Source organism: Halalkalicoccus tibetensis, assembly GCF_037996645.1.
Taxonomy (GTDB): domain Archaea; phylum Halobacteriota; class Halobacteria; order Halobacteriales; family Halalkalicoccaceae; genus Halalkalicoccus; species Halalkalicoccus tibetensis.
The window spans coordinates 107,302-128,924 of record NZ_JBBMXV010000004.1 but is presented as its reverse complement, the minus strand read 5'-3'; the positions used below and the strand labels follow the sequence as shown (position 1 = coordinate 128,924).

The window sequence follows — 21,623 nt, the reverse complement described above, 5'->3', positions numbered from 1 at the left end:
GACCTACGCCGATCGAACGACCTCGTCTCTCTCGACGTGCCCGCGTTCGCGCCGTTCCGGCTCGTCGCCCGACTCGACGACGAGCCGCTCGAAGGTGATCGGTAGCCCCGCGCCCAGGAAGAACTCCGGGCGGTCCTGAACGTGGAAGTGGAGGTGTGGCTCGGTCGAGTTGCCCGAGTTGCCACACCGGCCGATCTCCCGACCGCGTTCGACGGGCTCGCCCTCGGACACCGCGACGCTCCCCTCCTTCAGGTGGGCCAGCACGCTGTACTCGTTCTCGGCGTGGCGGATCGTCACGTAGTTTCCGCGGAGGTCGCGCTGGAACGGGTCGACCCAGCCCCCGAGATACGGGCAGTCGCGGTGGCCGTCCGACGCCGCGACCACCTCGCCGTCGGCGGGCGCGAGGATCGGCTCGTCGAAGCAGTAATACTCCTCCAGTCGAGCGCCCTCGCCGGCGTGACTCCTTCCGTCCTCGATGACGACGAAGTCGTAGGCGTAGCGCTGGGTGAGGACCTCCCACGAGTGGGAGGTCCCTTTCGAGGAGCCGCCGTTGATCGCGGTCCACGATCCCGAGAACGGCAGCGAGAACCGCGTCTCTTGGTCGTAGCTCCCGGGTGCGGGCAGCCCGTCATGATGGCGGGCGTAGATCGCCATCTGGCTGATCAGCTGGTTGATCGAGGCGACGAGCACGAACGGGTTGAGCAGGGTCAGGAAGCTGCTCGTCCAGAAACGGAGCTTCGTCCCTCGATCGAACTCGAGCGGCGACTCCTCCTCGCTGTCGTCGAACAGACCCCGGATCGTCGGCCACAGCCAGAACAGGAAGAACAGCGCGAACAGCTGGAGGGGGGGCAAGCGCCTCGAGGAGGTAGCCGGGAACGGAGAGCACGCCCAGATAGCCGAGGGAGGTGGGGTCGAACCATCGGAGTCGCCGGAGCATCCATCAACGTGATGCGATCCGAACGATAGCCCTTCCGGCCGACCGGCCGCCCGCGACCGCCCCGCGACGGACGCGGGCCGCTCTGATCCCGAACGGCTCCGGACGCCGACCGATAGCTTCGACTTCGGGCCGTCCTTACGAGCAGTATGGCTGACCAGACCGGAGCGACCGCGCAGTACCACGAGACCGAGACCGAGCGCGTCCTCGCGCTCGAACGTGACGGTCGGCGGGTGGAAATCGCGCAGAACCGCGAGGGCTACGCGATGCTGATGGTCCGGGAGGAGGGGACCGAGCTCGAACGGTACTACGGCTTCGACATGGCGCTGGATCACGCCGCCGACCGCCTGGGAACGTCCCCGAACGCGCTCCCGGTGCCCGAGGACGCGTCGGACATGGGGATGTGAATGTGAACCGTTCACATTCGGCAACCATTTAGTCGCCGATGATCTACGAACCCCAATGACAGGAGTTCGGATCGCCGGCACGGGACACACGCGCTTCGGGCAGTTCCCCGAACGCACCGGACGGGACCTCTTCGCGGAGGCCGCCGACGGGGCCATCGAAGGGGCGGGCGTCGACCGCGGCGACGTCGAGGCGCTGTTCTACGGCAACTTCATGGGCGAGGTCGCCGAGGACCAGGGCCACCAAGCGCCGCTGATGGCCGAGATGGCGGGGATCCGCGCCCCGGCGACCCGCTTCGAGAGCGCGTGTGCCTCGAGCGGCGTCGCGGTCCGCGAGGCGGTCAAGGACATTCGAAACGGCGAGAGCGACGTCGTCCTCGTGGGCGGGGCCGAGCGCATGACCAACCTCGGCACCGCGGGCGCGACGAAGGCGCTCTCGATCGCCGCCGACGAGCTGTTCGAGATCCGCGCGGGGATGAACTTCCCCGGCGCGTACGCGCTGATGGCCCAGGCGTACTTCGACGAGTACGGCGGCGACCGGGAGGACCTGGCCCACATCGCGGTGAAGAACCACGAGAACGCGCTCGAGAACGAATCCGCACAGTACCGGACGGCGATCAGCGTCGAGGACGTGCTCGAGGCGCCGCCGGTGGCCGAGCCGCTCGGGCTCTACGACGCCTGCCCGATCACCGACGGTGCGAGCGCGATCGTGCTCGTGAGCGACGCATACGCCGACCGCGAGGGGATCGACGCGCCCGTCTCGATCTCGGGGACGGGCCAGGGCAGCGACCGCATGGCGCTCGCCGACCGCGAGTATCTCGCGCGCACGCCCGCCGCCACCGTGGCGGCCGAGGAGGCCTACGCCGACGCGGGGGTCGGCCCCGACGAGGTGGGCGTCGCGGAGGTCCACGACTGCTTCACCATCGCGGAGGTGCTCGCCATCGAGTCGCTGGGCTTCTTCGAGCACGGCGAGGGGATCGGGGCGGCCCGCGCGGGCGAGACGACCCGTGACGGTCGGCTCCCGGTCAACCTCTCGGGCGGGCTGAAGGCGAAGGGTCATCCCGTCGGCGCGACCGGCACCAGCCAGATCATCGAGCTCGCGAGCGTCCTCTCGGGCGACCACGTCAACAGCGATGCCGTCCCCGACGCGACGGTCGGCCTCGCGCACAACGCCGGCGGCACGGTCGCCAGTACCACCGTTCACGTGCTGGAGGTGGGCGAATGAGCGAAGCGAGGCGCCACGCGCCTCGGGGGCGCGAGCGGACCACGTCCGCGAGCGAACGTAGTGAGCGACTGGCGCGACTACGCCGGGTCGCCGACCCGGAGGTGGTCGCATGAGCGAACAGCGTGACGAGGGCTTCGACGAGTGGATGGCGGCGATCGACCGCGGGGAGGGCTACGCGCTCGAGTGTCCCGAGGGACACGGCTCGCTGCCGCCCCGGCGGCGCTGTCCCGAGTGTGGCGACCCGGACCTCGAACGGCAGCCGCTGCCCGACGGCGGCAGCCTCGACACCTTCACCAGGATCCACGTCGCGACCCCCGAGTTCGCCGACGACGCGCCATACGTCGTCGCGATCGTGGACTTCGGGCTCGTCCGACTGACCGGTCAGCTCCGGGACGTCGAGGAGCCCGAGGTCGGAATGAGCGTGGCCGTCGGCGTCGAGGAACGCGAAACGAAGGAGGAGCCGCTACTCGTCTTCCGCCCCGCGTAGCTCCTCGCGGACGACGCCGACGAACTCGCGGGGGTGTTCGACGTGGGGCAGCAGTCGGGCACGGTCGATCACGACCAGCTTGGTGTCTGCGGTCTCGGCGAGGGTGCGCCCCCGTTTGAGCGGCGTGGCGTCGGCCTCCCGGCCCCAGACGAGCGTCGTCGGGACGTCGATCTCGGCGAGCTCCTTGCCCAGGTCGAGCTGGCTGTTGAGGAAGCCGGAGACGAACGAGGCGGGCGCGTAGCGCGCGCCGGGCTGGTGGGCGCTCGTCCACTCGAACTCCAGCTTCTCGTCGGTGAAGTTCTCCGGGTCGTAGTAGCCGTGGTCCGCGCTGAAGTACCGGATCGAGGGCCTGCTCGTGATCAGGTTGTAGAGCGCGGTGCCGACGACGGGCGCGCGCAGCAGCGAGCGAAGCCGGGGGCGCTGGGCCGGCATCGCCGTCGTGGTCGGACAGATCAACACGAGCCGCGAGAAGCCGGCGTCCTCGGCGGCCTCGACGGCGTAGGCGCCCGACAGCGAGGAGGCGACGCAGGTGGCGTCCTCGACGGTGTCGCGCGCGAAGTCCGCGAGGAAGGCCTCGTAGAGCGAGGCGGAGTACAGAAGCGGCGGGCGTTCCGAGCTCCCGAAGCCGGGCAGGTCGGGCGCGATCACGTGGAACTCCTCGGCGAGCCCCTCGAAGACCTCCGCGAACTCGTGGCTGGAGGCGGCGGCGTTGACCCCGTGGACCAGAAGCAGGTCGGGATCCGCGGGGTCGCCGGCCTCGGTGTAGGAGACGTCGATCCCCCGCCAGCGGTAGGTGTGCTGGCGGCCCGGGAGGGGGTCCGAAAGCGAGCCCGCGCGGCCGGCGAGCGTCCGGTTGCCGGCGGCGGCGAGGCCGGCGGCGGCCGCGGTACCACCGATCAGGTGTCGGAGCTTCATACGACGACAATCGGACGGAGGGGTCTTAACCCTGGCCGGATCGGTCCCCGGGTAGGGCCGTAGGCGGGCACCGGCTCGCTGAGGACGGCTCAGCGCGGCGACGGCTCGTGCTCGCGCTCCTCGCGGGCGAGACACTCCTCTAGGGGCGCCATCACGTCGTCGGCGACGGTGTAGGGGTCGGTCTCCCGGGCGACGATCCGATCGACCAGTTCCTCCATCCCGCCCCGGCGCTCGATCTCGCCCTCGAGCAGGCTGCCGGCGTCCTCGCGGAGCAGCGTGCGAACCTCCTCGGCGTAGCGGGTGCGGGCCTTCTCCTCCAAGGCCCCGGAGGACTCGAGGTACTCCCGGTGTGAGGCGAACGTCTCGAGCAGCTCGTCGAGGCCCTCGCCGCTCGTCGCGACGGTCTCGATGATCTCGGGGGTCCACTCGCCGTTCTCTCGGCCCTCGAGCATCTCCGAGAGCTGTTTGACCGTCCTATCCGCGCCTGACATGTCGGCCTTGTTGACGACGAAGACGTCGCCGATCTCGAGGATGCCGGCCTTGAGCATCTGGATGTCGTCGCCGCTCTCGGGCTGGACGAGGACGGCGACCGTGTCGGCGGTCCGGACGATGTCGATCTCGTTCTGGCCCGCCCCGACCGTCTCGACGATCACCCGGTCGATCCCGAAGGCGTCGAACGCCTTGATCGCGTCGCCGGTGGCCGTCGACAGTCCCCCGAGCTGGCCGCGGGCGCTCATCGAGCGGACGAACGTGTCCATGTCGCCGGTGGTCGAGGCCATGCGGATCCGGTCGCCCAGGACGGCGCCGCCCGTATAGGGCGAGGAGGGGTCGACCGCGATCACACCCACGGTGAGCCCCTCGTCGCGGTAGGCCTTCGCGAGCTTGTCGACCAGCGTGGACTTGCCCGCGCCGGGGCTGCCCGTGATCCCGATCACCTCGGCGTCGCCGGTGTGGTCGTGGAGCGCGGCGACCAGCTCGCGATAGCCCGGCGAGCGGTTCTCGATCCTCGTGATCGCCCGCGCGAGCGCGCGGTACTGGCCGTCGAGGAGGTCGTCGAGGAGCTCGTCGCTCATCGATCGGGGGCGTTCTCGCGGACGAACTCGATGGTCTCGCTCATCGGCGTCCCCGGCCCGAAGATCGCGTCGACGCCCGCGTCCCTGAGCCCCGGCTGGTCCTTCTCGGGGATCACCCCGCCGAGGATGATCAGGGTGTCCTCGAAGGCGCCGTACTCCTTCAGCCCGGCGACGACCTTCGGGACGAGCGTGTTGTGCGCGCCGGAGAGGATCGAGATGCCGAGCACGTCGACGTCCTCCTGGACCGCGGCCTGGACGATCTCGTCGGGCGCGTTGTGCAGCCCCGAGTAGATGACCTCGAAACCGGCGTCCCGAAAGGCCCGCGAGATGACGTGGGCGCCCCGGTCGTGGCCGTCGAGGCCGACCTTCGCGACGAGACAGCGGATCGCGCGCTGGTCCTCCTCGACGCTCACTTCGATCGCCTCCAGGGGTTCATGGTCGTACTACCCCGTCGAGGGCTTTCACTGTAACGGACGTCCATTATGGTGGCGGGCACAAACCGCCGTGAAACCGAATCCGGTTTCGAACCCCCGCCGATTCCACGTCGTTCGGTTTCCGGGAAACGTGATACGTGTCCGTCTGATAGGGCCTATAGTGGCCGTTTCAGTCGATATCACCGGATCCCGGCGGCTCGAGTTCTCCGCGGACGAACTGACCGGTGCGGTAGGGGATTCGCTTACGGTCCTCCCGATCGTCGTCGCGCTGGCGCTGCTGACCGAGATCTCGCTGCCGCACGTCCTGATCGCCTTCGGGCTCTTCCAGATCGTCTGGGGGGCGTGGTACGGGCTGCCGGTCTCCGTCGAGCCGATGAAGGCGCTCGCGGCGCTCGCGATCGCCGGAGCCCTGTCGTACGCGGAGCTCGCGCTCGCCGGGCTGGTGTTGGGGGTCGTCCTGCTCGCGATCGGCGCGGCGGGTGCGCTGTCGGTCGTCGAGCGCTGGATCGGCGAGCCGGTCATTCGTGGGATCCAGTTCGCGGTGGGGCTGATCCTGCTCGAGACCGCCCTCTCGCTCGCGGCCGGGAGCCCCCCGCTCGCCGCCGTGGGGCTGGCGATCGCGCTCGGGGTCGTCGCGCTCGGCTATCGGAACGCGAGCGCGCTCGTCGTCCTCGCGGCCGGCGCGGCGATCGCGGTCTGGACGGCCGGCGTTCCGCCGGTCCAGTCGCCCGGCCTCCCGCCGGTTCCGGCCGTCGGGAGTGCGCTGACCTGGAGCGCGGCCGACGGGATCGTCGCGCAGTTCGCGATGACGATCGGCAACGCGGCGCTCGCGACCTCGCTGCTGTTCTCCGATCTGTTCGACCGGGAGGTGCCGGCCGACGAGCTCTCGGGGAGCATGGGCGTGACGAACCTCCTCGCCGTGCCGCTGGGCGGGATCCCGATGTGTCACGGCTGCGACGGCGTCGCCGGCAAGTACGAGTTCGGCGCGCGCACCGGCGGCGCGAACGTGATCCTCGGGGTCGGCTATCTCGCGCTCGCCCTGGTGGCGACCGGCGCGCTCGTCGCCGCCTTCCCGCTCGCGATGCTCGGGGTGCTGCTGGCGCTCGTCGCCGTCTCGCTGGGCGCGAACGTGACCGAGTCCTCGGATCTACCCCTCTCGATCGGGATCGGCCTCCTCGCGCTGGTCTGGAACATCGGCGTCGCGTTCCTGCTCGGGATCGTCGCCCACCTCGCGATGGAGCGCTACCGCCGAGGGGCCTGATCCGGCGTCAGGGATCGGCGGGGACGCTGACGGTCGACTGGATCCACGCGCGGTCGCTCTCGACGTCCTGGATCACCGCGATCGTCCCCGATCCCTGACGGTACTCGGTGTACCGGTACCGCCCACCCTTGTTCCCGCTCGCTCCTTCGACGGACATATCCGATAATTAATGTGAGTATGTATAAGTCTTCCCGCGGTCAGTCCGTTCGGGGGAGCGCGTAGGCGCCCAGGAGGAAGAAGGCGATCGCGAGCCCCGACAGGATCGCCAGATCCGCGAGCCAAGGCCCGCCCGCCACCGTGGCCTCGCGGACGCCCCGCGAGAAGTACGTCAGGGGAAGCAGGTCGATCACCGGTCCCATCCAGCCCGGGAGCAGCTCCGGCGGGACGAACGTCTCCGCGAGGAAGAGCATCGGCAGCGCGATGGTGTTGGCGGCGGCGATCACGCCGTCCTGGGAGTCCGCGACTCTCCCCAATAGGGCGCCGATCCCGCAGAAGACCGCCGAACCGATCAGGACGAACGGGACCAGGGCGGGCGAGAGCGCGAACGTCGCATCGGTGAGCAGCCACAGCACGACCAGCAGGATCGCGCTCGCGATCCCGACGAGGATCGCGTTCACGAGGGTGTGTGCGAGCAGCCATTCGATCCTCCGGAGCGGCGTCGTCGCCAGCTTCTCGAACCTGTTTCCCTCGCGGTGGCGCGCGACGGTGCTGCCCACGCGCGAGAGCGGGGTGAACAGGACGACGACCGCGAGATAGCCCGCGAGGTAGTACTCGGGCGGTTCGGTGAAGAGGCCGCCGCCGGTCGGATCGGTGGTGACGAGCGCGCCGAAGATGACGATCAGGATCACCGGGAAGAAGAAGGTGAAGAAGACGGCGGTCCGCCGGCGGACGAAGGAGTTCCAGGCGGCGACGAACTCCGCGCGGGTGCGCGCGAGCGTGCTCATCGGCCACCTCCGAGGGCATCCTCGGCGCGGTCGCCGGCCAGTTCGAGGTAGACGTCCTCCAGGGAGGGCTGGCTCCAGGTCAGCGACTCGTACTCGATGCCCGCGTCCTCGAGCGCGGCGACCGCCCCGCCGATCCCCTCGGGGTCGATCCCGTGGATCGTCAGTCCCCGGCCGGATTCCGAGACGCGGTAGTCTCTTCCGGCCATCGCGTCGGCACCGGCGTCGGTCTCGACCACGAGGCGACTCTCTCCTCCGTGGTCGGCAACGAGGGCCCCGGGGGAGCCGACCTCGACGAGCCGGCCGGCCGCGAGCAGGCCGACCCGGTCGCCGAGCTCCTCGGCCTCCGCCATGTCGTGGGTGGTGAGGAAGACGGTGGTGCCGCCCGCGGCGAGGTCGGCGATCAGCGCCCAGAGGTCCCGGCGGCCCGCGGGGTCGATCCCCGTCGTGGGTTCGTCGAGGAAGAGCACGTCCGGGTCGTTGACCAGCGCCGTCCCCACGCAGATCCGGCGCTGTTGTCCCCCCGAGAGCGTCTCGTACCACGAGTCGGCGTCGCCGGCCATCCCCACCTCCGCGAGCACCTCGTCGACGGGTCGGGGGTCGTCGTAGAGGCCGGCGTAATAGTCGAGCAGCTCCCGGCCGGTGAGTCGTTCGGGCGGCGAGAACGCCTGGGGCAGCAGCGCGATCCGGTTCCTGTCGACGTCGTCGGGCGCGGACCCGAGCGCCGAGACGCGCCCCGAATCGGGCGTCGTGGTGCCGGTCAGCGCGCGCACGAGCGTCGTCTTACCCGCGCCGTTGGGGCCGATGAGCGCGAACACCTCGCCCGCCGCGACCGACAGCGAGAGGCCGTCGAGGGCGGTCGTGTCGCCGTAGCTCCGGTGGACGTCCTCGGCGACGAGTACGGGCTCCATACCGGGGGAAACGCCGAGACGGCCCTAAGGGGTTCGATCCCGGGCGGCCGCGATCCGCTCCTCGACGTCGACGGTCCGGCCCGTCTCCGCGGCCTCGTAGGCCGCCTCCGTCAGCGCCGTGACCCGCAGTCCGACCTCCGGGCCCACCGCCGGCGGCTCATCGCCGCGGACCGCACGCAGGAAGCTCGCGAGCTTCCGCCGGGTGAGCGTCTCGAAGGAGGGGTCCTCGATCCCCGCCTCGTAGTCAACGCCTCCCTCCCGCACCCGGACCCGATCGCCGTCGTACTCGACGGCGCCCTCGGTTCCCCAGACCGAGAGCCCCTCGCCCGTATCGGGGCCCGTCGATCCCTCGCCGGTGACGCCGATGCTCGCGGTGATCGGGCTCCCGTCGCGTTCGAGGGTCGCCGCCAGCGCGCCGTTGACGTCGACGCGCTCGCCCCGCGGGTCGGTCGTCGCCGCGACCGAGACGGGCCGCGAGCCGGTGACCCACAGCAGCGCGTCGAGCAGGTGCGAGCCCGAGTCGTAGAGCTGGCCGCCGCCCGAGAGCTCGGGGTCGGTACGCCAGCTGCCGCCGACCGCGTCGAGCCAGGCCTGTTCGAGGTGGCAGGCGATCATGTGCGGTGTCCCGATCCGCCCGTCGTCGACGATCCGCTTGAGCTCGCGAAAGCGGGGGTGGAAGTGTCGCTGGTAGCCGACCTGGAGGACCGGCTCGCGCTCGGCGGCGAGGTCGGTGAGCGCGACCGCCTCCTCGAGGTCGGTCACCATCGGCTTCTCGACGTGGACCGAGACGCCGGCCTCGAGGCAGGCGCGGATCTGACGTGCGTGGAGCGTATGCGGGGTGACGATCGAGACGGCGTCGAGCTCCTCGCTCGCGAGCAGCGACTCGGTGTCGTCGTAGCTCGCGGCGTCGTAGTCGGCCTCGAACGCGCTTCTGGCGTCGGGGTCGGTGTCGACCCCGGCGACGACTCGGACGTCCTCGCGCTCGTCGAGGATCCGCGTCGAGATCGTCCCGAGCGCGCCGAGGCCGATCGCGCCGATTCGGATGGGCATACGCCGGCTACAGAAACGGGGATCAAAACGGTTCCCGTTACGCCGAGCGATGGCCCGCGACCCGCAGCCCGAAGGAATGGCCGGGAGGGGGAGCGTTTAGTCGGTGGAGGTTCCAGCAGGCCCATGGAGTACCACAGCCTCGGTTCGACCGGCACGCAGGTCTCGGAACTCTGTTTCGGGACGTGGCGCTTCGGCAAGGAGAGCAACGGCACCGTCGAGACCAGCAGGGACGAAGCCCACGAGCTGCTGGACGCGGCGTGGGAGAACGGGATCAACTTCATCGACACCGCGAACGTCTACGGCACCCCCCACGGGACCAGCGAGGAGTACATCGGCGAGTGGCTCGATGACCACGACCGCGAGGACTTCGTGCTCGCCTCGAAGGTCTACTTCCCCTTCGACGGCTGGGGCGAGCCCGGCCCGAACGACTCCGGGCTGGGTCGAAAGCACATCCGCGCGCAGGTCGAGGGCACGCTCGACAGGCTGGGAACGGACTACCTCGACCTCTACTACATCCACCGCTTCGACGAGGACACGCCCATCGAGGAGACGCTCGACACCCTCGATACGCTCGTCGACAAGGGGAAGGTCAACTACCTCGGCGCCTCGACGATGGCCGCCTGGCAGCTGACGAAGGCCCTCTGGAAGTCTGAGGTAGAGGGGTACGAACGCTTCGAGGTCACCCAGCCGCTCTTTCACGCGGCGTATCGCGACGACGTCGCGGACTACCTCGACGTCTGTGCCGACCAGGAGCTCGCGGTCTGTCCGTACTCGCCGCTCGCGGGCGGCTTCCTCACCGGCAAGTACGAGCGCGAGGGCGAGGAGGTCGTCGGCCCCGAGGGCTCGCGGGCGGATCTGGACGACCGCTTCGAGGACTACTACGTCTCCGATCGGGGCTGGCAGGTCTTAGAGGAGATCCGCACGGTCGCCGACGAGGAGGGCGCGACGCCCGCACAGGTCTCGCTGCGATGGCTGATGGACCAGGAGGCGTTCTCGTGTACGCCGATCGTCGGCGCGCGCACGACCGACCAACTCGAGGAGAACGTCGGCGCGGTCGAGGTCGACCTCTCGCGCGAGCAGCGCGAACGGATCGACGACGCGCGCTACGAGGAGGCCGACCAGCGGTACGGCCACTGAGTCACTGACTGCGCTCCTCACGTTTCCGGCGCCACCGCCGCTCGCGATCGCTCATCCCCTCCTCACCGTCCCCGCTCTCGTCGCGCTCGCGCTTGAACGGCCGCCAGTACAGCAGCGCGACCGTGCCGACGAAGACGACGGTGCCCGTGACGTACGACTGGAGGCTCGCGGCGGCCGCGGCCCCCGCGCTGCCGAACACGCCGATGAAGACCGGCGCGATCAACGGCCAGACACAGGAGAGACAGGAGAACAGCCCGAGCACGCCGCCGATCGCCGAGCCCGCGGCGTCCAACAGGGTCGCGTAGACGAGATAGGTCAGCGCGGCGTAGCCGATCACGAGAAACGGGATCAGGGTGAACCGGACGAACTCGCCGTTGTAGGCGACGACGGGCCCGAGCCCGGGCAGGAGCATCGAGACGTCGAAGCCCCGCGCGATCTCGGGGTGGGCGGTCCAGGCCATCCCGCCGAGCACGAACAGCGCCAACAGGTAGCCCACGGCGACCGTGCCGGCGACGTAGCGGTGTCTGCGCGTGCGGGCGACGGGGTCGGTCCGGACGATCGCCCAGAGCCCGACGTTGATCCAGATGAACGGGTAGACGACCCCGAAGAGGTCGTTGACCTGGACGTCCGAGACGGCGAAGTAGACGAGCACGAGCAGGACCTCAGTGTTGACCAGCAGCCCGCCGTAGACGAGGGTCGTGGTCCGGGGGCGAAAGCGCTCGGGAAGCGGGTCGAACAGGTCGAGGGTCTCGGTGTCGGTCATAGGACGAGCGCGTCGACGATGATCGCCAGCAGCAGCGTACCGAGGTAGGCGTTCGAGGCGTGGAACGAGCGCATCGCGGCCCCGCGGCTCTGTTCGCGGTGAAGACGCATCACCTCATAGAGGAAGACCGCGCCGAAGACCACGCTGGTCGCCGCGAACAGCCAGCCGAGCGTATCGACCGCCGCGAGCAGGCTCGCGCCGATCAGGGTCGCGCCCAGATAGTAGACGATGTGTTTCCGGGTGGTGCGCTCGCCACGGACCACGGGCATCATCGGGAAGCCGCCGCGTTCGTAGTCGTCCTTGTACGCGAGCGCGAGGTTGTAGAAGTGCGCGGGCGTCCAACAGAAGATCACGCCCGCGAGCACGAGCGCCGGCAGGCCGATCTCGCCGGTCGCGGCGGCCCAGCCGATCAGCGCGGGTAGCGCGCCCGCCGCCCCGCCGATGACGGTGTTCTGAACGGTGTTGGGTTTCAGGACGAGCGTGTAGATCACGCTGTAGAAGACGATCGCCGTCAGCCCCAACAGCGCCGCCAGCGCGTTGACGAACACGTAGAAGGTCGCGAGCGATGCCAGCCCCAGCAGCACGCCGAACGCCAGCGCGTTACGGACGGGGACGATCTCGGTCGCGAGCGGGCGGTCGGCGGTACGTTTCATGCGCCGGTCGATGTCGCGCTCGAGCACGTGGTTGAAGGTGCCGCTCGCGCCGATCGCGAGCACGCCCCCGAGGAGGGTTGCGACGATGGTGTCGACGGTGAGTGCGGGGCCGACGGCGAGCGCCATCGCCGCCGCCGCGACGAGACAGAGCAGCCACATCAGCCGGGGCTTCATCAGGCTGAAGTACGCTCCCAGGGTGGCCCGGATCCCCGCGGGTCGCGGGCCGGGTTCGGGCCCGAACGCGGCGTCGGCCTCGGGTGCCGGTTCGGGCGACTTCGTGAGCGGCTCGTCGCGCTCGCGGGTCGGGAACCGCCGTTCGAGCGACCAGGCCAGCCCGACGAGCAGGCCGCCGAAGATGACGGTTCCGAGCAGCAGGTGGACCGCCGAGAGGGTCGCGGGCGCGCCGGTCGTGGCGACGACCGCGCCGATCCCGATCTGGACGGGATAGAGGAGCGCTGGGACGGAAAGCGCCGCCCGGACTCGCGTCGGCTCCGTTCGCCAGGCGACGACGGCGCTGTAGAGGACGCCGGCGCCGACCACCAGCGCGAGCAGGCGGTGGGTCCAAGCGATCGTCACCGCGGTCCCCTCGAACGGGTAGCCCCCGCCGCAGGCGGGCCAGGTCGAACAGGCAGCCGTCGCGTCTGTGAGCGCGGTCGTCGCGCCCGCGATCACGAGCAGATAGGCTCCTATTGCGGTCGTGGCAAGTACCGCGAGGAAGCGCGACCGTTGCCGGTCGCCGATCCGTTCGGTAGACACGTCTGTCTAGCCCTTGGAGCGGGCCTACTTAGATTCCGCGATGTGCCCGCCGCCGGCCGAAAACGCACACATTTATGCCCGCCCTCGCAAAGTAACGCGGTATGAAACGGACCCGGTCCACGCTCGTGGGACTGCTCCTCGCGGGGCTGTTTTTGATCGCGGCGGAGCCCGTCGCGGCCCAAAGCTCGATCAACGATCAGCTCATCGGCGACCTCAACAACGTCCTGCTGTACGCCGCGATCCCGATCACGCTGCTGGTACAGGTGATCCTGCTCTACGCGGTCATCAAGTTCCGGAACAACGACGAACCCCGACCGACCCAGGAGAACCGCCGTCTGGAGATCACCTGGACGGTCGCGACCGCGATCGTGCTGCTGTTCGTCGGGCTGGCCTCCTATCAGGTAATGGCCGACCCGTTCATCACGCACCAACACGACGACGTCCCCGGCGAGGACGACGTCGAGATCGATGTCGTCGCGTACAACTACGGCTGGGACTTCATCTACGAGGACGAGGGGATCGAGTCGACTGGTGAGGCGGTGATCCCGACCGACACGGAGGTCTACTTCAACGTAACTGCGGACGCGGAGCAGAACTCCTACATACACGGCTTTCACGTGCCTGATCTCGGGCTGAAACAGGACGCGAACCCCGGCGAGACCAACACGGTGAAGACCGAGGTCTACGACGAGGGCGAGTACCAGGGCTACTGTTCGAAGTACTGTGGCGTGGGCCACTCGAACATGTACTTCACTCTCGACGCGGTGGGTGAGGACGAGTACGAGGACTGGGTGACCGAGCAGCAGGCCAACGGCGATGACGAGGAGGCCGAGGAGGAGGAGATGGACGAAGAGGCTGAAGAGGAGGAAGCCGCTGAGGACGCCGAGGACGCAGAAGAAGAGGAGATGACCGACGATGAGGCCGAGGAGGAAGAGGAGGAGGCTGAAGACACCGAGGACGCTGACGACGCGGAAGACGACGCTGGCGAGGACGGCGAGTAACCCGCCGGTCCGGTTTTCTTCATCGCTGCATTCGACTTGTGGCTGACGACGGCGACGGCTCGTTCGTATCGTGATTTAATACCCGGGAGCGCGTAGATCGAGCCATGACGGAAGAAGTGCTCTTCGAGACCGAACAGTCCCGATCGCGCGGCGAGATCGCACAGTACCTCCGGACGGTCGCCGACAAGCTCGACGGGGATGGCCGGCTCTCGCTCAGCGCCGGCGGGGAGTCCGTCGAGATGGACGTCCCCGAGCGCCCGACGTTCGAGATCAAGGCCGAGCGCGAGCAGGAGAGCGACGGGACCGAGCTCAGCGTCGAGTTTGAGCTCGAGTGGGACGAGGGACAGGAAGGGGGCGACGGCGCGGGCGGCGAACTAACGATCGAGTGATTGGTGGTCGGTAGTACTGGCCAAAAGTTTCAATAATAATATCAGAGATTGCGGGCAAGGCCAGGACACAGCAAGTCAAGGGCTTGTAGTTGGTCACGGAGGTTTACATGTTCAACAGCCGAAAGTAAACAACCAGAAAAGCTGCTCACGCGAAATTCCAAGTTACCTCAGGTGATAATCCCAATCCGGCTCGGAAATTATGTATTGATTCGTTCGAACATTCTTCGCATATATAGATGTAAAATTCCCAAACACTAATGCACGCGTGAATAGTAAGACATGCAACTTATGCGGATTGGAGAGAATTGCAGGAATATCACAATTCGGAATTGTGATTTTGATAGCGTCGTTGATAAGGGAGAATCAACGGTTATTGAGAATACGCAAGTGAGTGGGAGGATGAAATAGCCGTTGACATAGCAGGCGGCTCTACAGAAATGGTAAACGTCTCAACAGCAGATTCCCAGTCTAAATACGGGTTACTAGTATCCAACGCTCACCTGCAGGCGTTTAATTCTGAATTTTCTGGTTCGGGCACAGATATACGTATAGAATCAGAGACTATCGCAGAATTCTATGATGTGGATGCCAACGAGGTTTCAGATGTTACTAGATACAATCTTATTCTTGTTGAGAACAATGATCTATTAAATAAGATATTTGATACGACATCTGGGACTCTCCGTGCAGAAGAAATCGCCGAAAAGTGCCTTTTGTTAATTAACCTCCTTTTGAATTTGAATGGTCTAAATGAGCTAATACGGGAGTAGCACTGGTAGATCACTGGTGCTTGTTATTACACTATCTGTGGATCCGGCTCAGGAAGGAGCAATTGGAGCATCGTAGGTCTTGCGCAGAAGCCAGGGAAATACTGTATCCTCAGACGACCGCGCCCAGGTAGAGGACGACGACGAGGAACACCCAGACGACGTCGACGAAGTGCCAATACATCGAGACCGTCGAGACGGAAGTGTGGCGCTCGGCGGAGTACTGCCCGTAGAGCGCGCGAACGAAGACGATGGCCAGCAGCACCGCACCCATCGCGACGTGGAGGCCGTGGAGGCCGGTCAGCCCGTAGAAGGCGCTCGCGTACAGCGCCTGTTCGGCCGCGGCGAGGGTGAAGCCGTACTCGACGATGAACTCGTAGTACTCGTAGCCCTGACCGGCGAGGAAGATAACGCCCAGGAGGAGCGTGACTCCGAGCCCGACGATGAAGTTTCGGCGGTTGTTCTTCCGGAGCTGGATGTGCGCCCAGTGGATCGTCCCGCTGCTGATGATCAGGATCAGCGTGTTGAGCAGGACGAGCTCGTTGATGATCGGGATCTGGATCGATCCGAGCGTGAACCTCCCCGCCACGAGCGGTCCGGAGATGACATCGAAGTCGGCGGGCGGCCAGGAGGCGATCCGGATCTGGAAGTAGTAAACGAAGACGGCGCCGAAGGTCGCGACCTCCGTACAGAGGAACAGCAACATCCCCCATCTGAGACTGCTGTTGTCGGTGTGGCCGTCGGCCTCCCAGAACGCCTTGATGAACGCGTGGTACGTCCAGCCGTACAGCCCGACGAGGAAGACGGCGACGCTCGCGAGCAGGACGCCCCCGCCGACGAGCGGCTGCAATGGCAGGTCGCCCAGAGCGAGGATGAACAGTGCGGCCCCGACGTAAATCCCCGAGGCGCCCATCGCGGCGACGAAGGGCCACCAGCTGGCCTCGCCGAACCCGTGGGGCCAGTCCTCGACGGCCGGGAGGTGATGGCCGTGATCGTCTCCGGAGTCTTCAACGGACATGGGAGGGGCTTTCGCGTCGACTACCAAAAATCCTCCCAACCTCGCCGCGGTCCGGAACCTACAACCAGCCCGAGCGACGACGCCCCCCATGGACCGGACCGTCATCGACCGCCCCGCGGATGGGGAGGATCACACCTGTCCACAGTGCGGGCGGCCGTTCGCGCGCGCAGAGTACGTGACGTTCCATCGGGGTCTCGAGCACCCCGAGACGCTCACCGAGGAGGACCGGACGCGGTTCGCCGAGGTCTACCGCGCGGAGAACGACGAAATCAAACGGTTCCGCCTGAAGGCGCTCGCGGTGCTGATCGGGATGTATTTCACGTTCCTCTATCTCTACCTCGTGCTCGCGTAGTTCGATGGGTTTTCAGTCGGCTAGCCCGTAGCTCGGCCATGGAAGAGGAAAACGGACTAAGCGACCGACACCGCAAGGCCAGCCCTTGGCCAATGTTCATCGCCCTGGGGTTGGGCCTCTCGGAGGTCGGGGTCGTCCTCGACCTCATCCCGCTCGCGGTCGGGGGGCTGTTGTTGCTCGTCGGCAGCCTCGGGGGGATCATGAGCGAGTCGGGCTACGCCGATAGCCCGTGGGTGTTCATCGGCGTGCTCGGGACCGCCCTGGCGATCGTGGGGATCGTGCTCACGACGCTCTACCCGCTCGGCGGCGGCGGGGCCTTCGACGTCGGCTTCCGGGCGATCTCGATCGCGGTCGCGGGCCTGCTCTGTGTCGCGGGCTCGATCCTCGGGCGCGTGTTCCTCCAGCGCCAGGCCCCGGTGTAGCCGTCGGGAACCACTAGCTATTTGATCGGCGGCGATCAATGCCGAGTATGAGCCGACTGCTCGACGACCGTGTCTTCAACAAGGAGACGCTGCTCGACTCGACGGTGAACCTCGTGCCGTTCGGCATCCTGTTGTTCTTCTTCGTCCTCTTCGCGGTGACGATCCCCGAAGGGTGGCGCGACGGGGCGTTGATGGACATCTACATGTGGACGATCATGATCAGCATGATCTGGGGACTGTTGCATCTGACCTACGCGACCGCAAAGCGCATCTAACAACCTGACGGCGCTACGCTGGCAGCCGGTTTCTCGCGCGGTCGGAACCTAACGTTTCATTACGCTCCGTTACTGAGGGAGTCGTATGCAGATAGACGGGCAAATAGCCTTGACCGTCCTGATGGGGCTCTTCCTGCTGATCGTCGCAGGCTGGATCACCCGCATCGAGGACTGGCGCTCATACACGCCGCTCGCCAGTGGGGGTGGGCGTGCGATCGACGACGACGCGTACGAGACACAGGAGAAACCCGGCGGGATCACCCGCTGGCTGACGACGGTCGACCACAAGGACATCGGGCTCCTCTACGGGCTCTTCGGAACGATAGCGCTTGCCATCGGCGGGATCGCGGTGACGCTCATGCGGACCGAGCTCTTCTCGCCCGAATCGGTGCTCATCCAGCCCGAGATGTACAACTCGCTGATGACGAGCCACGGGGTCACGATGCTGTTCCTGTTCGGGACGCCGATGATCTCGGCGTTCGCGAACTACTTCATCCCGCTTCTGATCGGAGCCGACGACATGGCGTTCCCCCGGGTCAACGCCATCGCCTTCTGGCTGCTGCCGATCGCGGGCGTCCTGATCTGGATCCCCTTCGCCCTGCTCGCGGTCGGGGTCGACCCCGCACAGTCGGGCTGGACGATCTACCCGCCGATGTCAATCGAGCAGGACACCCTCGGGCTCGACCTGATGCTGCTGGGGCTGCATCTCTCGGGGATCAGCGCGACCATGGGCGCGATCAACTTCATCGCGACCATCTTCACCGAGCGCGCGCCCGACGTCGGCTGGGAGCGCCTCGACATCTTCTCGTGGACGATGCTCGTCCAGTCGGGACTGATCCTCTTCGCCTTCCCGCTTCTGGGTAGCGTCCTGGTCATGCTGCTGCTCGACCGGAACCTCGGGACGACCTTCTTCACCACCGACGGCGGGGGGTATATCCTCTACCAGCACCTGTTCTGGTTCTTCGGCCACCCAGAAGTCTACATCCTCGTGCTGCCGCCGATGGGGCTGGTCAGCCTGATCCTGCCCCGCTTCGCGGGCCGGAAGCTGTTCGGCTTCAAGTTCGTCGTCTACTCGACGCTCGCGATCGGCGTCCTTTCGTTCGGCGTCTGGGCCCACCACATGTTCACCACGGGTATCGACCCGCGGATCCGCGCGGCGTTCATGGCGGTGTCGTTGGCGATCGCGGTGCCCAGTGCGGTGAAGGTCTTTAACTGGATCACCACGCTGTGGGCCGGTCGCCTCCGGCTGACGGTGCCGATGCTGTTCTGTATCGGCTTCGTCTCGAACTTCATCATCGGCGGCGTTACGGGCGTGTTCCTCGCCTCGATCCCCGTCGACCAGGTGCTCCACGCGACCTACTACGTCGTCGGGCACTTCCACTACATCGTAATGGGCGCGATCGGCTTCGCGCTGTTCGCGGGCGTCTACTACTGGTTCCCGCTGGTCTCGGGCCGGATGTACCAGCGCAAGCTCGGGCTGGTGCACTTCTGGCTCTCCTTCATCGGGACGAACGTGACGTTCTTCGCGATGATCCTGCTGGGCTACGGCGGCATGCCCCGCCGGTACGCCGAGTATCTGCCCGCCTATGCAGGTCTCCACCAGATCACGTCGGTCGGCGCGTTCCTGCTGTTCATCGGCGGGCTCGTCTTCCTGTTCAACATCGTCCAGTCGTGGCTCGAGGGGCCGCGCGTCGAGGACGGCGACCCGTGGAACCTCAAGGACGACGGTCTGGTCACCCAGGAATGGACCTGGTTCGAGCGAAAACTCGAGACGCAGCTGGCCGACGGCGGCGAGGACGCCTCGGGCGACGGGGCGGCGATGGCCGACGGCGGGTCGGTCACCGACGACCCCGACGAGTAAGCGACCGCGGGCGGTTTCGAACGCGCTTTTCTACCCGGTTATGACGATGAAGAACGCCGTCATCCCCATCAGGACGGCAATCCCGCCGAGAACGAGCGCCAGTAGCTCCTTTTCGGTTAGTTCTCTGTCGAGCATTACCCGAGGTCGGATCGGTGGAGGGAAAGCCTCATCGCTTCGCCCGCCGAACCCCCGGTGTGAACGAATCTGCTACCGCCGGTTCGCGCGGGGTGGCCGGCGAGCGCGTCGTCGTTGCGATCTACACCGGACTGGTCGTCTTCGCCGGGGTCATGGGGCTGATCCTCGGGTTCATGATCGACGACCTCGAATCGGTCGCGCTGCTCGGCGTGATCCCGATCCCGCCGACGCCGATCGGACTCGCCGCCTACGGCTCGATAACGATCGCCGTCATACTCGGAGTGCTGCTGCTCGCCGTGCGCTACGTCGCCCCCGAGGACTGAACCGGGCGCTCGCCGCGAGCCCAGGGGCCGTTCAGGCGCCGGGACGGGACGCGTTCATCCCTCCCCGACCATCCGGTCCTCCTCGTCCCACTCCTTCTGGCGGAGCTCGAACTTCTGGATCTTGCCGGTGGCCGTCGTGGGGAGCTCCTCGACGAACTCGACCTCGTGGACGGCCTTGTAGCCCGCGAGGCGCTCGCGGGTGAACTCGGCGATCGCCTCGGCGCTCGTCCCCGGGTTCTCGGGGTCGCCATTGGCCGGCACGACGAACGCCTTCGGGGTCTCGCCCCACTTCTCGCTGGGCGCGGGGATCACCGCGGCGTCGGCCACCTCGGGATGTTCGAACAGGGTGTCCTCGAGCTCGATCGAGGAGATGTTCTCGCCGCCCGAGATGATGATGTCCTTCTTCCTGTCCTGGATCGAGACCATGCCGTGCTCGTCGACGACGGCCAGGTCGCCGGTGTGGTAGTAGCCCTCGATCCGCTCGGAGAACGCCTCCTCGGTGGCCTCGGGCTTCTCCCAGTAGCCGTCCATCACCTGGTTGCCCCGGACGACGATCTCGCCGATCGTGCCCTCGTCGCGGGGGACGTCCGCGCCGTCCTCGTCGACGACCCGGACGTCGGTGCCGAGATAGCCGAGTCCCTGGCGCTTCTTGATCGAGAACCGTTCGGTCCCCTCCGGCAGGAGGCGTCCGGCGTCCGAGGTCGTGATCAGCGGCCCCGTCTCGGTCGCGCCGTAGACGTGTTTGAGGTGCCAGCCGAACTCGTCCTCGATCGTGCGGATCGTCGCCTCGGGCGGCGCGGCGCCCGCGGTGGCCGCCCGGACGGGGTTCGTCCCCCGGGTGTCCTCGCCGGTCTCCTCGTAGCGCTCGATCAGCATGTTCAACACGGTCGGTGCGGCACAGAGGTATGAGACGCCCTCCTCGCGAACGGTCTCGAGGATCCACTCGGCGTCGATCCCCCGCGTACAGACGTGTTTCGCGCCCATCCCCGTGACCGCGTAGATGTGACCCCAGCCGTTGACGTGGAACATCGGCAGCGTCCACAGGTAGACGTCGTCGTCACGGACCTCCTGGTGGACGGAGACGAGGTAGGCGTGGATCGTCTCGCCCCTGTGGGTCCGACAGACGCCCTTCGGATCGCCGGTCGTCCCCGAGGTGTAGTTGATCGTGATGACCTCGTCCTCGCTCATCTCGGGGCGGTCGTACTCGCCGTTCCGGTCGATCAGCGTCTCGAAGTCCTCCCAGTCGCCCTCGGTCGCGCCCGCGTCGTTCGAGACGTAGAGCTCCGTGGGCACCGAGTCGCGGATCGGCTCGATCTTCCCGGCGTGCTCGTGGTCCGCGATGACCGCCGTCACGCCCGCGTCGTTCAGGACGTACTCGAAGTCGTCGGGGACCAGCCGGTAGTTCAGCGGCGTGTGGATCGCACCCAGCTGCATGATCGCGTAGGCGGCCTCGAGGTGGTAGTGGGTGTTCGGGTCGAGCACCGCTACCCGGTCGCCCTTCCCGATCCCCCGCTCCTGGAGGGCCGCCGAGAGCCGATCGACCCGCTCGCCCAGCTCGTCGTACGTGTATCGCTCCTCCGTCGTCGCCACCACGGCCTCCCGGTCGCCGTAATGCCTGCGCGCTCTGTCGAGGAAGTCGGTCGTCAGCAGTGGCTTGTGCATACCTCGACGAACGTTTATCACAAATCGTGATATACGTTTTCGTCGGGCGGTTACTCCTCCTCGAACGCCTCGACGCCGGCCTCCGCGACCGCCATGTCCTCGTCGACGACTCCGCCGCTGACGCCGATACCGCCGACGATCTCCCCGTCGGACCGGAGCGGGAACCCGCCCCCGAAGACGACGATCCGGCCGTCGTTGGTCGCCTCGACCCCGAACAGCGACTCGCCCGGCTGGGCCTCGGCCGCCAGCTCGTCCGTCGGCATCCGGAGGCCGACCGCGGTGTAGGCCTTCCCCTGGGCGATGTCGACGCTCGCGAGCATCGCCCCGTCCATCCGATGGAAGGCGACGAGGTTCGCTCCGCGGTCGACGACGGCGATACACATCGGAACGTCGATCTCCTCGGCCTTCGCCTCCGCCGCCTCGATCACGTTCGTCGCCGCCCCGAGTTCGATGTCGTTCATGGTTTCTCACCTC

General features: G+C 67.2%; 26 protein-coding genes. 13 read left to right on the top strand and 13 right to left on the bottom strand.

The genetic code is table 11. The features are described from left to right. Positions 1-3: 3 nt before the first annotated feature. Entirely contained in the window at positions 4-852 is an 849-nt protein-coding gene (locus tag WOA58_RS13380) for a M23 family metallopeptidase (protein WP_340604744.1), read from the bottom strand. A 231-nt stretch (positions 853-1,083) separates the two neighbouring features. Between WOA58_RS13380 and WOA58_RS13375 the strand changes: the two genes are divergently transcribed. The 3 genes from WOA58_RS13375 to WOA58_RS13365 all read left to right on the top strand — a co-directional run bounded on the left by WOA58_RS13375 (position 1,084) and on the right by WOA58_RS13365 (position 3,050). Continuing rightward, complete coding sequence (locus tag WOA58_RS13375; protein ID WP_340604743.1) at positions 1,084-1,341, top strand: DUF7111 family protein; 258 nt, start codon at positions 1,084-1,086, stop codon at positions 1,339-1,341. A 55-nt stretch (positions 1,342-1,396) separates the two neighbouring features. Beyond that, positions 1,397-2,563 (top strand): thiolase domain-containing protein, encoded by a 1,167-nt coding sequence (locus WOA58_RS13370; RefSeq protein ID WP_340604742.1) that lies wholly within the window; start codon positions 1,397-1,399, stop codon positions 2,561-2,563. Between the two features lie 109 nt (positions 2,564-2,672). Beyond that, positions 2,673-3,050 (top strand): Zn-ribbon domain-containing OB-fold protein, encoded by a 378-nt coding sequence (locus WOA58_RS13365; RefSeq protein WP_340604741.1) that lies wholly within the window; start codon positions 2,673-2,675, stop codon positions 3,048-3,050. Here WOA58_RS13365 and WOA58_RS13360 read toward each other — a convergent pair. From WOA58_RS13360 to WOA58_RS13350, 3 genes are all read right to left on the bottom strand, one after another. After that, entirely contained in the window at positions 3,027-3,965 is a 939-nt protein-coding gene (locus tag WOA58_RS13360; protein ID WP_340604740.1) for an alpha/beta fold hydrolase, read from the bottom strand. The two genes, WOA58_RS13365 and WOA58_RS13360, sit on opposite strands and share 24 nt — an antisense overlap. Before the next feature lie 89 nt (positions 3,966-4,054). Beyond that, entirely contained in the window at positions 4,055-5,038 is a 984-nt protein-coding gene (gene meaB, locus WOA58_RS13355) for a methylmalonyl Co-A mutase-associated GTPase MeaB (RefSeq protein ID WP_340604739.1), read from the bottom strand. Continuing rightward, the gene (locus tag WOA58_RS13350) at positions 5,035-5,451 is read right to left on the bottom strand and encodes a cobalamin B12-binding domain-containing protein (protein WP_340604738.1); all 417 of its coding nucleotides are present in this window, start codon (positions 5,449-5,451) and stop codon (positions 5,035-5,037) included. The genes meaB and WOA58_RS13350 overlap by 4 nt, the downstream gene beginning before the upstream one ends. A 181-nt stretch (positions 5,452-5,632) precedes the next feature. Between WOA58_RS13350 and WOA58_RS13345 the strand changes: the two genes are divergently transcribed. Continuing rightward, the gene (locus tag WOA58_RS13345) at positions 5,633-6,733 is read left to right on the top strand and encodes a putative sulfate/molybdate transporter (RefSeq protein ID WP_340604737.1); all 1,101 of its coding nucleotides are present in this window, start codon (positions 5,633-5,635) and stop codon (positions 6,731-6,733) included. Between the two features lie 7 nt (positions 6,734-6,740). Here WOA58_RS13345 and WOA58_RS13340 read toward each other — a convergent pair whose 3' ends face one another. The 4 genes from WOA58_RS13340 to WOA58_RS13325 are packed head-to-tail and all read right to left on the bottom strand — an operon-like array spanning position 6,741 to position 9,635. Continuing rightward, entirely contained in the window at positions 6,741-6,890 is a 150-nt protein-coding gene (locus tag WOA58_RS13340; RefSeq protein ID WP_340604736.1) for a hypothetical protein, read from the bottom strand. A gap of 40 nt (positions 6,891-6,930) precedes the next feature. Next, positions 6,931-7,677, bottom strand: a complete 747-nt coding sequence (locus WOA58_RS13335; protein WP_340604735.1) for an ABC transporter permease — start codon at positions 7,675-7,677, stop codon at positions 6,931-6,933. After that, on the bottom strand, positions 7,674-8,585 hold the full coding sequence (locus WOA58_RS13330; protein ID WP_340604734.1) for an ABC transporter ATP-binding protein: 912 nt from the start codon (positions 8,583-8,585) through the stop codon (positions 7,674-7,676). The genes WOA58_RS13335 and WOA58_RS13330 overlap by 4 nt, the downstream gene beginning before the upstream one ends. A gap of 24 nt (positions 8,586-8,609) precedes the next feature. Next, positions 8,610-9,635 (bottom strand): Gfo/Idh/MocA family protein, encoded by a 1,026-nt coding sequence (locus WOA58_RS13325; RefSeq protein WP_340604733.1) that lies wholly within the window; start codon positions 9,633-9,635, stop codon positions 8,610-8,612. A 123-nt stretch (positions 9,636-9,758) separates the two neighbouring features. Here WOA58_RS13325 and WOA58_RS13320 point away from each other — a divergent pair, with 123 nt between their 5' ends. After that, positions 9,759-10,772, top strand: a complete 1,014-nt coding sequence (locus WOA58_RS13320; protein WP_340604732.1) for an aldo/keto reductase — start codon at positions 9,759-9,761, stop codon at positions 10,770-10,772. Position 10,773: 1 nt separating this feature from the next. Here WOA58_RS13320 and WOA58_RS13315 read toward each other — a convergent pair whose 3' ends face one another. Together WOA58_RS13315 and WOA58_RS13310 are read right to left on the bottom strand one after the other, a co-directional pair. Continuing rightward, positions 10,774-11,535, bottom strand: a complete 762-nt coding sequence (locus tag WOA58_RS13315; protein WP_340604731.1) for a DUF7546 family protein — start codon at positions 11,533-11,535, stop codon at positions 10,774-10,776. Further along, entirely contained in the window at positions 11,532-12,944 is a 1,413-nt protein-coding gene (locus WOA58_RS13310; protein WP_340604730.1) for a heme o synthase, read from the bottom strand. Before WOA58_RS13310 ends, WOA58_RS13315 begins: the two co-directional genes overlap by 4 nt. A gap of 101 nt (positions 12,945-13,045) precedes the next feature. Between WOA58_RS13310 and coxB the strand changes: the two genes are divergently transcribed. The 3 genes from coxB to WOA58_RS13295 all read left to right on the top strand — a co-directional run bounded on the left by coxB (position 13,046) and on the right by WOA58_RS13295 (position 15,104). Next, positions 13,046-13,945: a cytochrome c oxidase subunit II gene (gene coxB, locus WOA58_RS13305; protein WP_340604729.1), complete on the top strand. Its 900-nt coding sequence runs from the start codon at positions 13,046-13,048 to the stop codon at positions 13,943-13,945. Between the two features lie 104 nt (positions 13,946-14,049). After that, entirely contained in the window at positions 14,050-14,334 is a 285-nt protein-coding gene (locus tag WOA58_RS13300; protein ID WP_340604728.1) for an amphi-Trp domain-containing protein, read from the top strand. 437 nt (positions 14,335-14,771) lie between these two features. Next, positions 14,772-15,104 carry a hypothetical protein gene (locus WOA58_RS13295; RefSeq protein WP_340604727.1) on the top strand — a complete coding sequence of 111 codons (333 nt, stop codon included), beginning with the start codon at positions 14,772-14,774 and terminating at the stop codon, positions 15,102-15,104. A gap of 109 nt (positions 15,105-15,213) precedes the next feature. On the opposite strand, the gene WOA58_RS13290 is transcribed toward WOA58_RS13295, so the two are convergent. Next, a complete protein-coding gene (locus WOA58_RS13290) occupies positions 15,214-16,119 on the bottom strand; it encodes a cytochrome c oxidase subunit 3 (protein ID WP_340604726.1) in 906 nt (301 codons plus the stop codon). Between the two features lie 88 nt (positions 16,120-16,207). Between WOA58_RS13290 and WOA58_RS13285 the strand changes: the two genes are divergently transcribed. From WOA58_RS13285 to WOA58_RS13265, 5 genes are all read left to right on the top strand, one after another. After that, the gene (locus tag WOA58_RS13285; protein ID WP_340604725.1) at positions 16,208-16,471 is read left to right on the top strand and encodes a DUF7410 domain-containing protein; all 264 of its coding nucleotides are present in this window, start codon (positions 16,208-16,210) and stop codon (positions 16,469-16,471) included. Positions 16,472-16,509: 38 nt separating this feature from the next. Next, positions 16,510-16,893 carry a DUF7541 family protein gene (locus tag WOA58_RS13280; protein ID WP_340604724.1) on the top strand — a complete coding sequence of 128 codons (384 nt, stop codon included), beginning with the start codon at positions 16,510-16,512 and terminating at the stop codon, positions 16,891-16,893. Between the two features lie 47 nt (positions 16,894-16,940). Next, on the top strand, positions 16,941-17,168 hold the full coding sequence (locus WOA58_RS13275; RefSeq protein WP_340604723.1) for a DUF6684 family protein: 228 nt from the start codon (positions 16,941-16,943) through the stop codon (positions 17,166-17,168). A gap of 121 nt (positions 17,169-17,289) precedes the next feature. Beyond that, entirely contained in the window at positions 17,290-19,029 is a 1,740-nt protein-coding gene (locus WOA58_RS13270; RefSeq protein WP_390220961.1) for a cbb3-type cytochrome c oxidase subunit I, read from the top strand. Between the two features lie 194 nt (positions 19,030-19,223). After that, complete coding sequence (locus WOA58_RS13265) at positions 19,224-19,487, top strand: DUF7520 family protein (RefSeq protein WP_340604721.1); 264 nt, start codon at positions 19,224-19,226, stop codon at positions 19,485-19,487. Positions 19,488-19,541: 54 nt separating this feature from the next. Here the strand turns inward: WOA58_RS13265 and WOA58_RS13260 are convergent, their stop codons facing one another. After that, a complete protein-coding gene (locus WOA58_RS13260) occupies positions 19,542-21,149 on the bottom strand; it encodes a long-chain-fatty-acid--CoA ligase (RefSeq protein WP_340604720.1) in 1,608 nt (535 codons plus the stop codon). Between the two features lie 50 nt (positions 21,150-21,199). Beyond that, positions 21,200-21,610 carry a GlcG/HbpS family heme-binding protein gene (locus tag WOA58_RS13255; RefSeq protein ID WP_340604719.1) on the bottom strand — a complete coding sequence of 137 codons (411 nt, stop codon included), beginning with the start codon at positions 21,608-21,610 and terminating at the stop codon, positions 21,200-21,202. Between the last annotated feature and the right edge of the window lie 13 nt (positions 21,611-21,623).

Excerpts from the sequence above, each read along its gene's own strand:
- WOA58_RS13335 (WP_340604735.1), bottom strand. The coding sequence starts at position 7,677 with ATGAGCACGCTCGCGCGCACCCGCGCGGAGTTCGTCGCCGCCTGGAAC.
- WOA58_RS13270 (WP_390220961.1), top strand. The coding sequence starts at position 17,290 with ATGGGGCTCTTCCTGCTGATCGTCGCAGGCTGGATCACCCGCATCGAG.
- WOA58_RS13290 (WP_340604726.1), bottom strand. The coding sequence starts at position 16,119 with ATGTCCGTTGAAGACTCCGGAGACGATCACGGCCATCACCTCCCGGCC.
- WOA58_RS13375 (WP_340604743.1), top strand. The coding sequence starts at position 1,084 with ATGGCTGACCAGACCGGAGCGACCGCGCAGTACCACGAGACCGAGACC.
- WOA58_RS13325 (WP_340604733.1), bottom strand. The coding sequence starts at position 9,635 with ATGCCCATCCGAATCGGCGCGATCGGCCTCGGCGCGCTCGGGACGATC.
- coxB (WP_340604729.1), top strand. The coding sequence starts at position 13,046 with ATGAAACGGACCCGGTCCACGCTCGTGGGACTGCTCCTCGCGGGGCTG.
- WOA58_RS13315 (WP_340604731.1), bottom strand. The coding sequence starts at position 11,535 with ATGACCGACACCGAGACCCTCGACCTGTTCGACCCGCTTCCCGAGCGC.
- WOA58_RS13300 (WP_340604728.1), top strand. The coding sequence starts at position 14,050 with ATGACGGAAGAAGTGCTCTTCGAGACCGAACAGTCCCGATCGCGCGGC.
- WOA58_RS13280 (WP_340604724.1), top strand. The coding sequence starts at position 16,510 with ATGGAAGAGGAAAACGGACTAAGCGACCGACACCGCAAGGCCAGCCCT.
- WOA58_RS13255 (WP_340604719.1), bottom strand. The coding sequence starts at position 21,610 with ATGAACGACATCGAACTCGGGGCGGCGACGAACGTGATCGAGGCGGCG.
- WOA58_RS13340 (WP_340604736.1), bottom strand. The coding sequence starts at position 6,890 with ATGTCCGTCGAAGGAGCGAGCGGGAACAAGGGTGGGCGGTACCGGTAC.
- WOA58_RS13275 (WP_340604723.1), top strand. The coding sequence starts at position 16,941 with ATGAGCCGACTGCTCGACGACCGTGTCTTCAACAAGGAGACGCTGCTC.
- WOA58_RS13320 (WP_340604732.1), top strand. The coding sequence starts at position 9,759 with ATGGAGTACCACAGCCTCGGTTCGACCGGCACGCAGGTCTCGGAACTC.
- WOA58_RS13365 (WP_340604741.1), top strand. The coding sequence starts at position 2,673 with ATGAGCGAACAGCGTGACGAGGGCTTCGACGAGTGGATGGCGGCGATC.
- WOA58_RS13285 (WP_340604725.1), top strand. The coding sequence starts at position 16,208 with ATGGACCGGACCGTCATCGACCGCCCCGCGGATGGGGAGGATCACACC.
- WOA58_RS13370 (WP_340604742.1), top strand. The coding sequence starts at position 1,397 with ATGACAGGAGTTCGGATCGCCGGCACGGGACACACGCGCTTCGGGCAG.
- meaB (WP_340604739.1), bottom strand. The coding sequence starts at position 5,038 with ATGAGCGACGAGCTCCTCGACGACCTCCTCGACGGCCAGTACCGCGCG.
- WOA58_RS13360 (WP_340604740.1), bottom strand. The coding sequence starts at position 3,965 with ATGAAGCTCCGACACCTGATCGGTGGTACCGCGGCCGCCGCCGGCCTC.
- WOA58_RS13295 (WP_340604727.1), top strand. The coding sequence starts at position 14,772 with ATGGTAAACGTCTCAACAGCAGATTCCCAGTCTAAATACGGGTTACTA.
- WOA58_RS13260 (WP_340604720.1), bottom strand. The coding sequence starts at position 21,149 with ATGCACAAGCCACTGCTGACGACCGACTTCCTCGACAGAGCGCGCAGG.
- WOA58_RS13330 (WP_340604734.1), bottom strand. The coding sequence starts at position 8,585 with ATGGAGCCCGTACTCGTCGCCGAGGACGTCCACCGGAGCTACGGCGAC.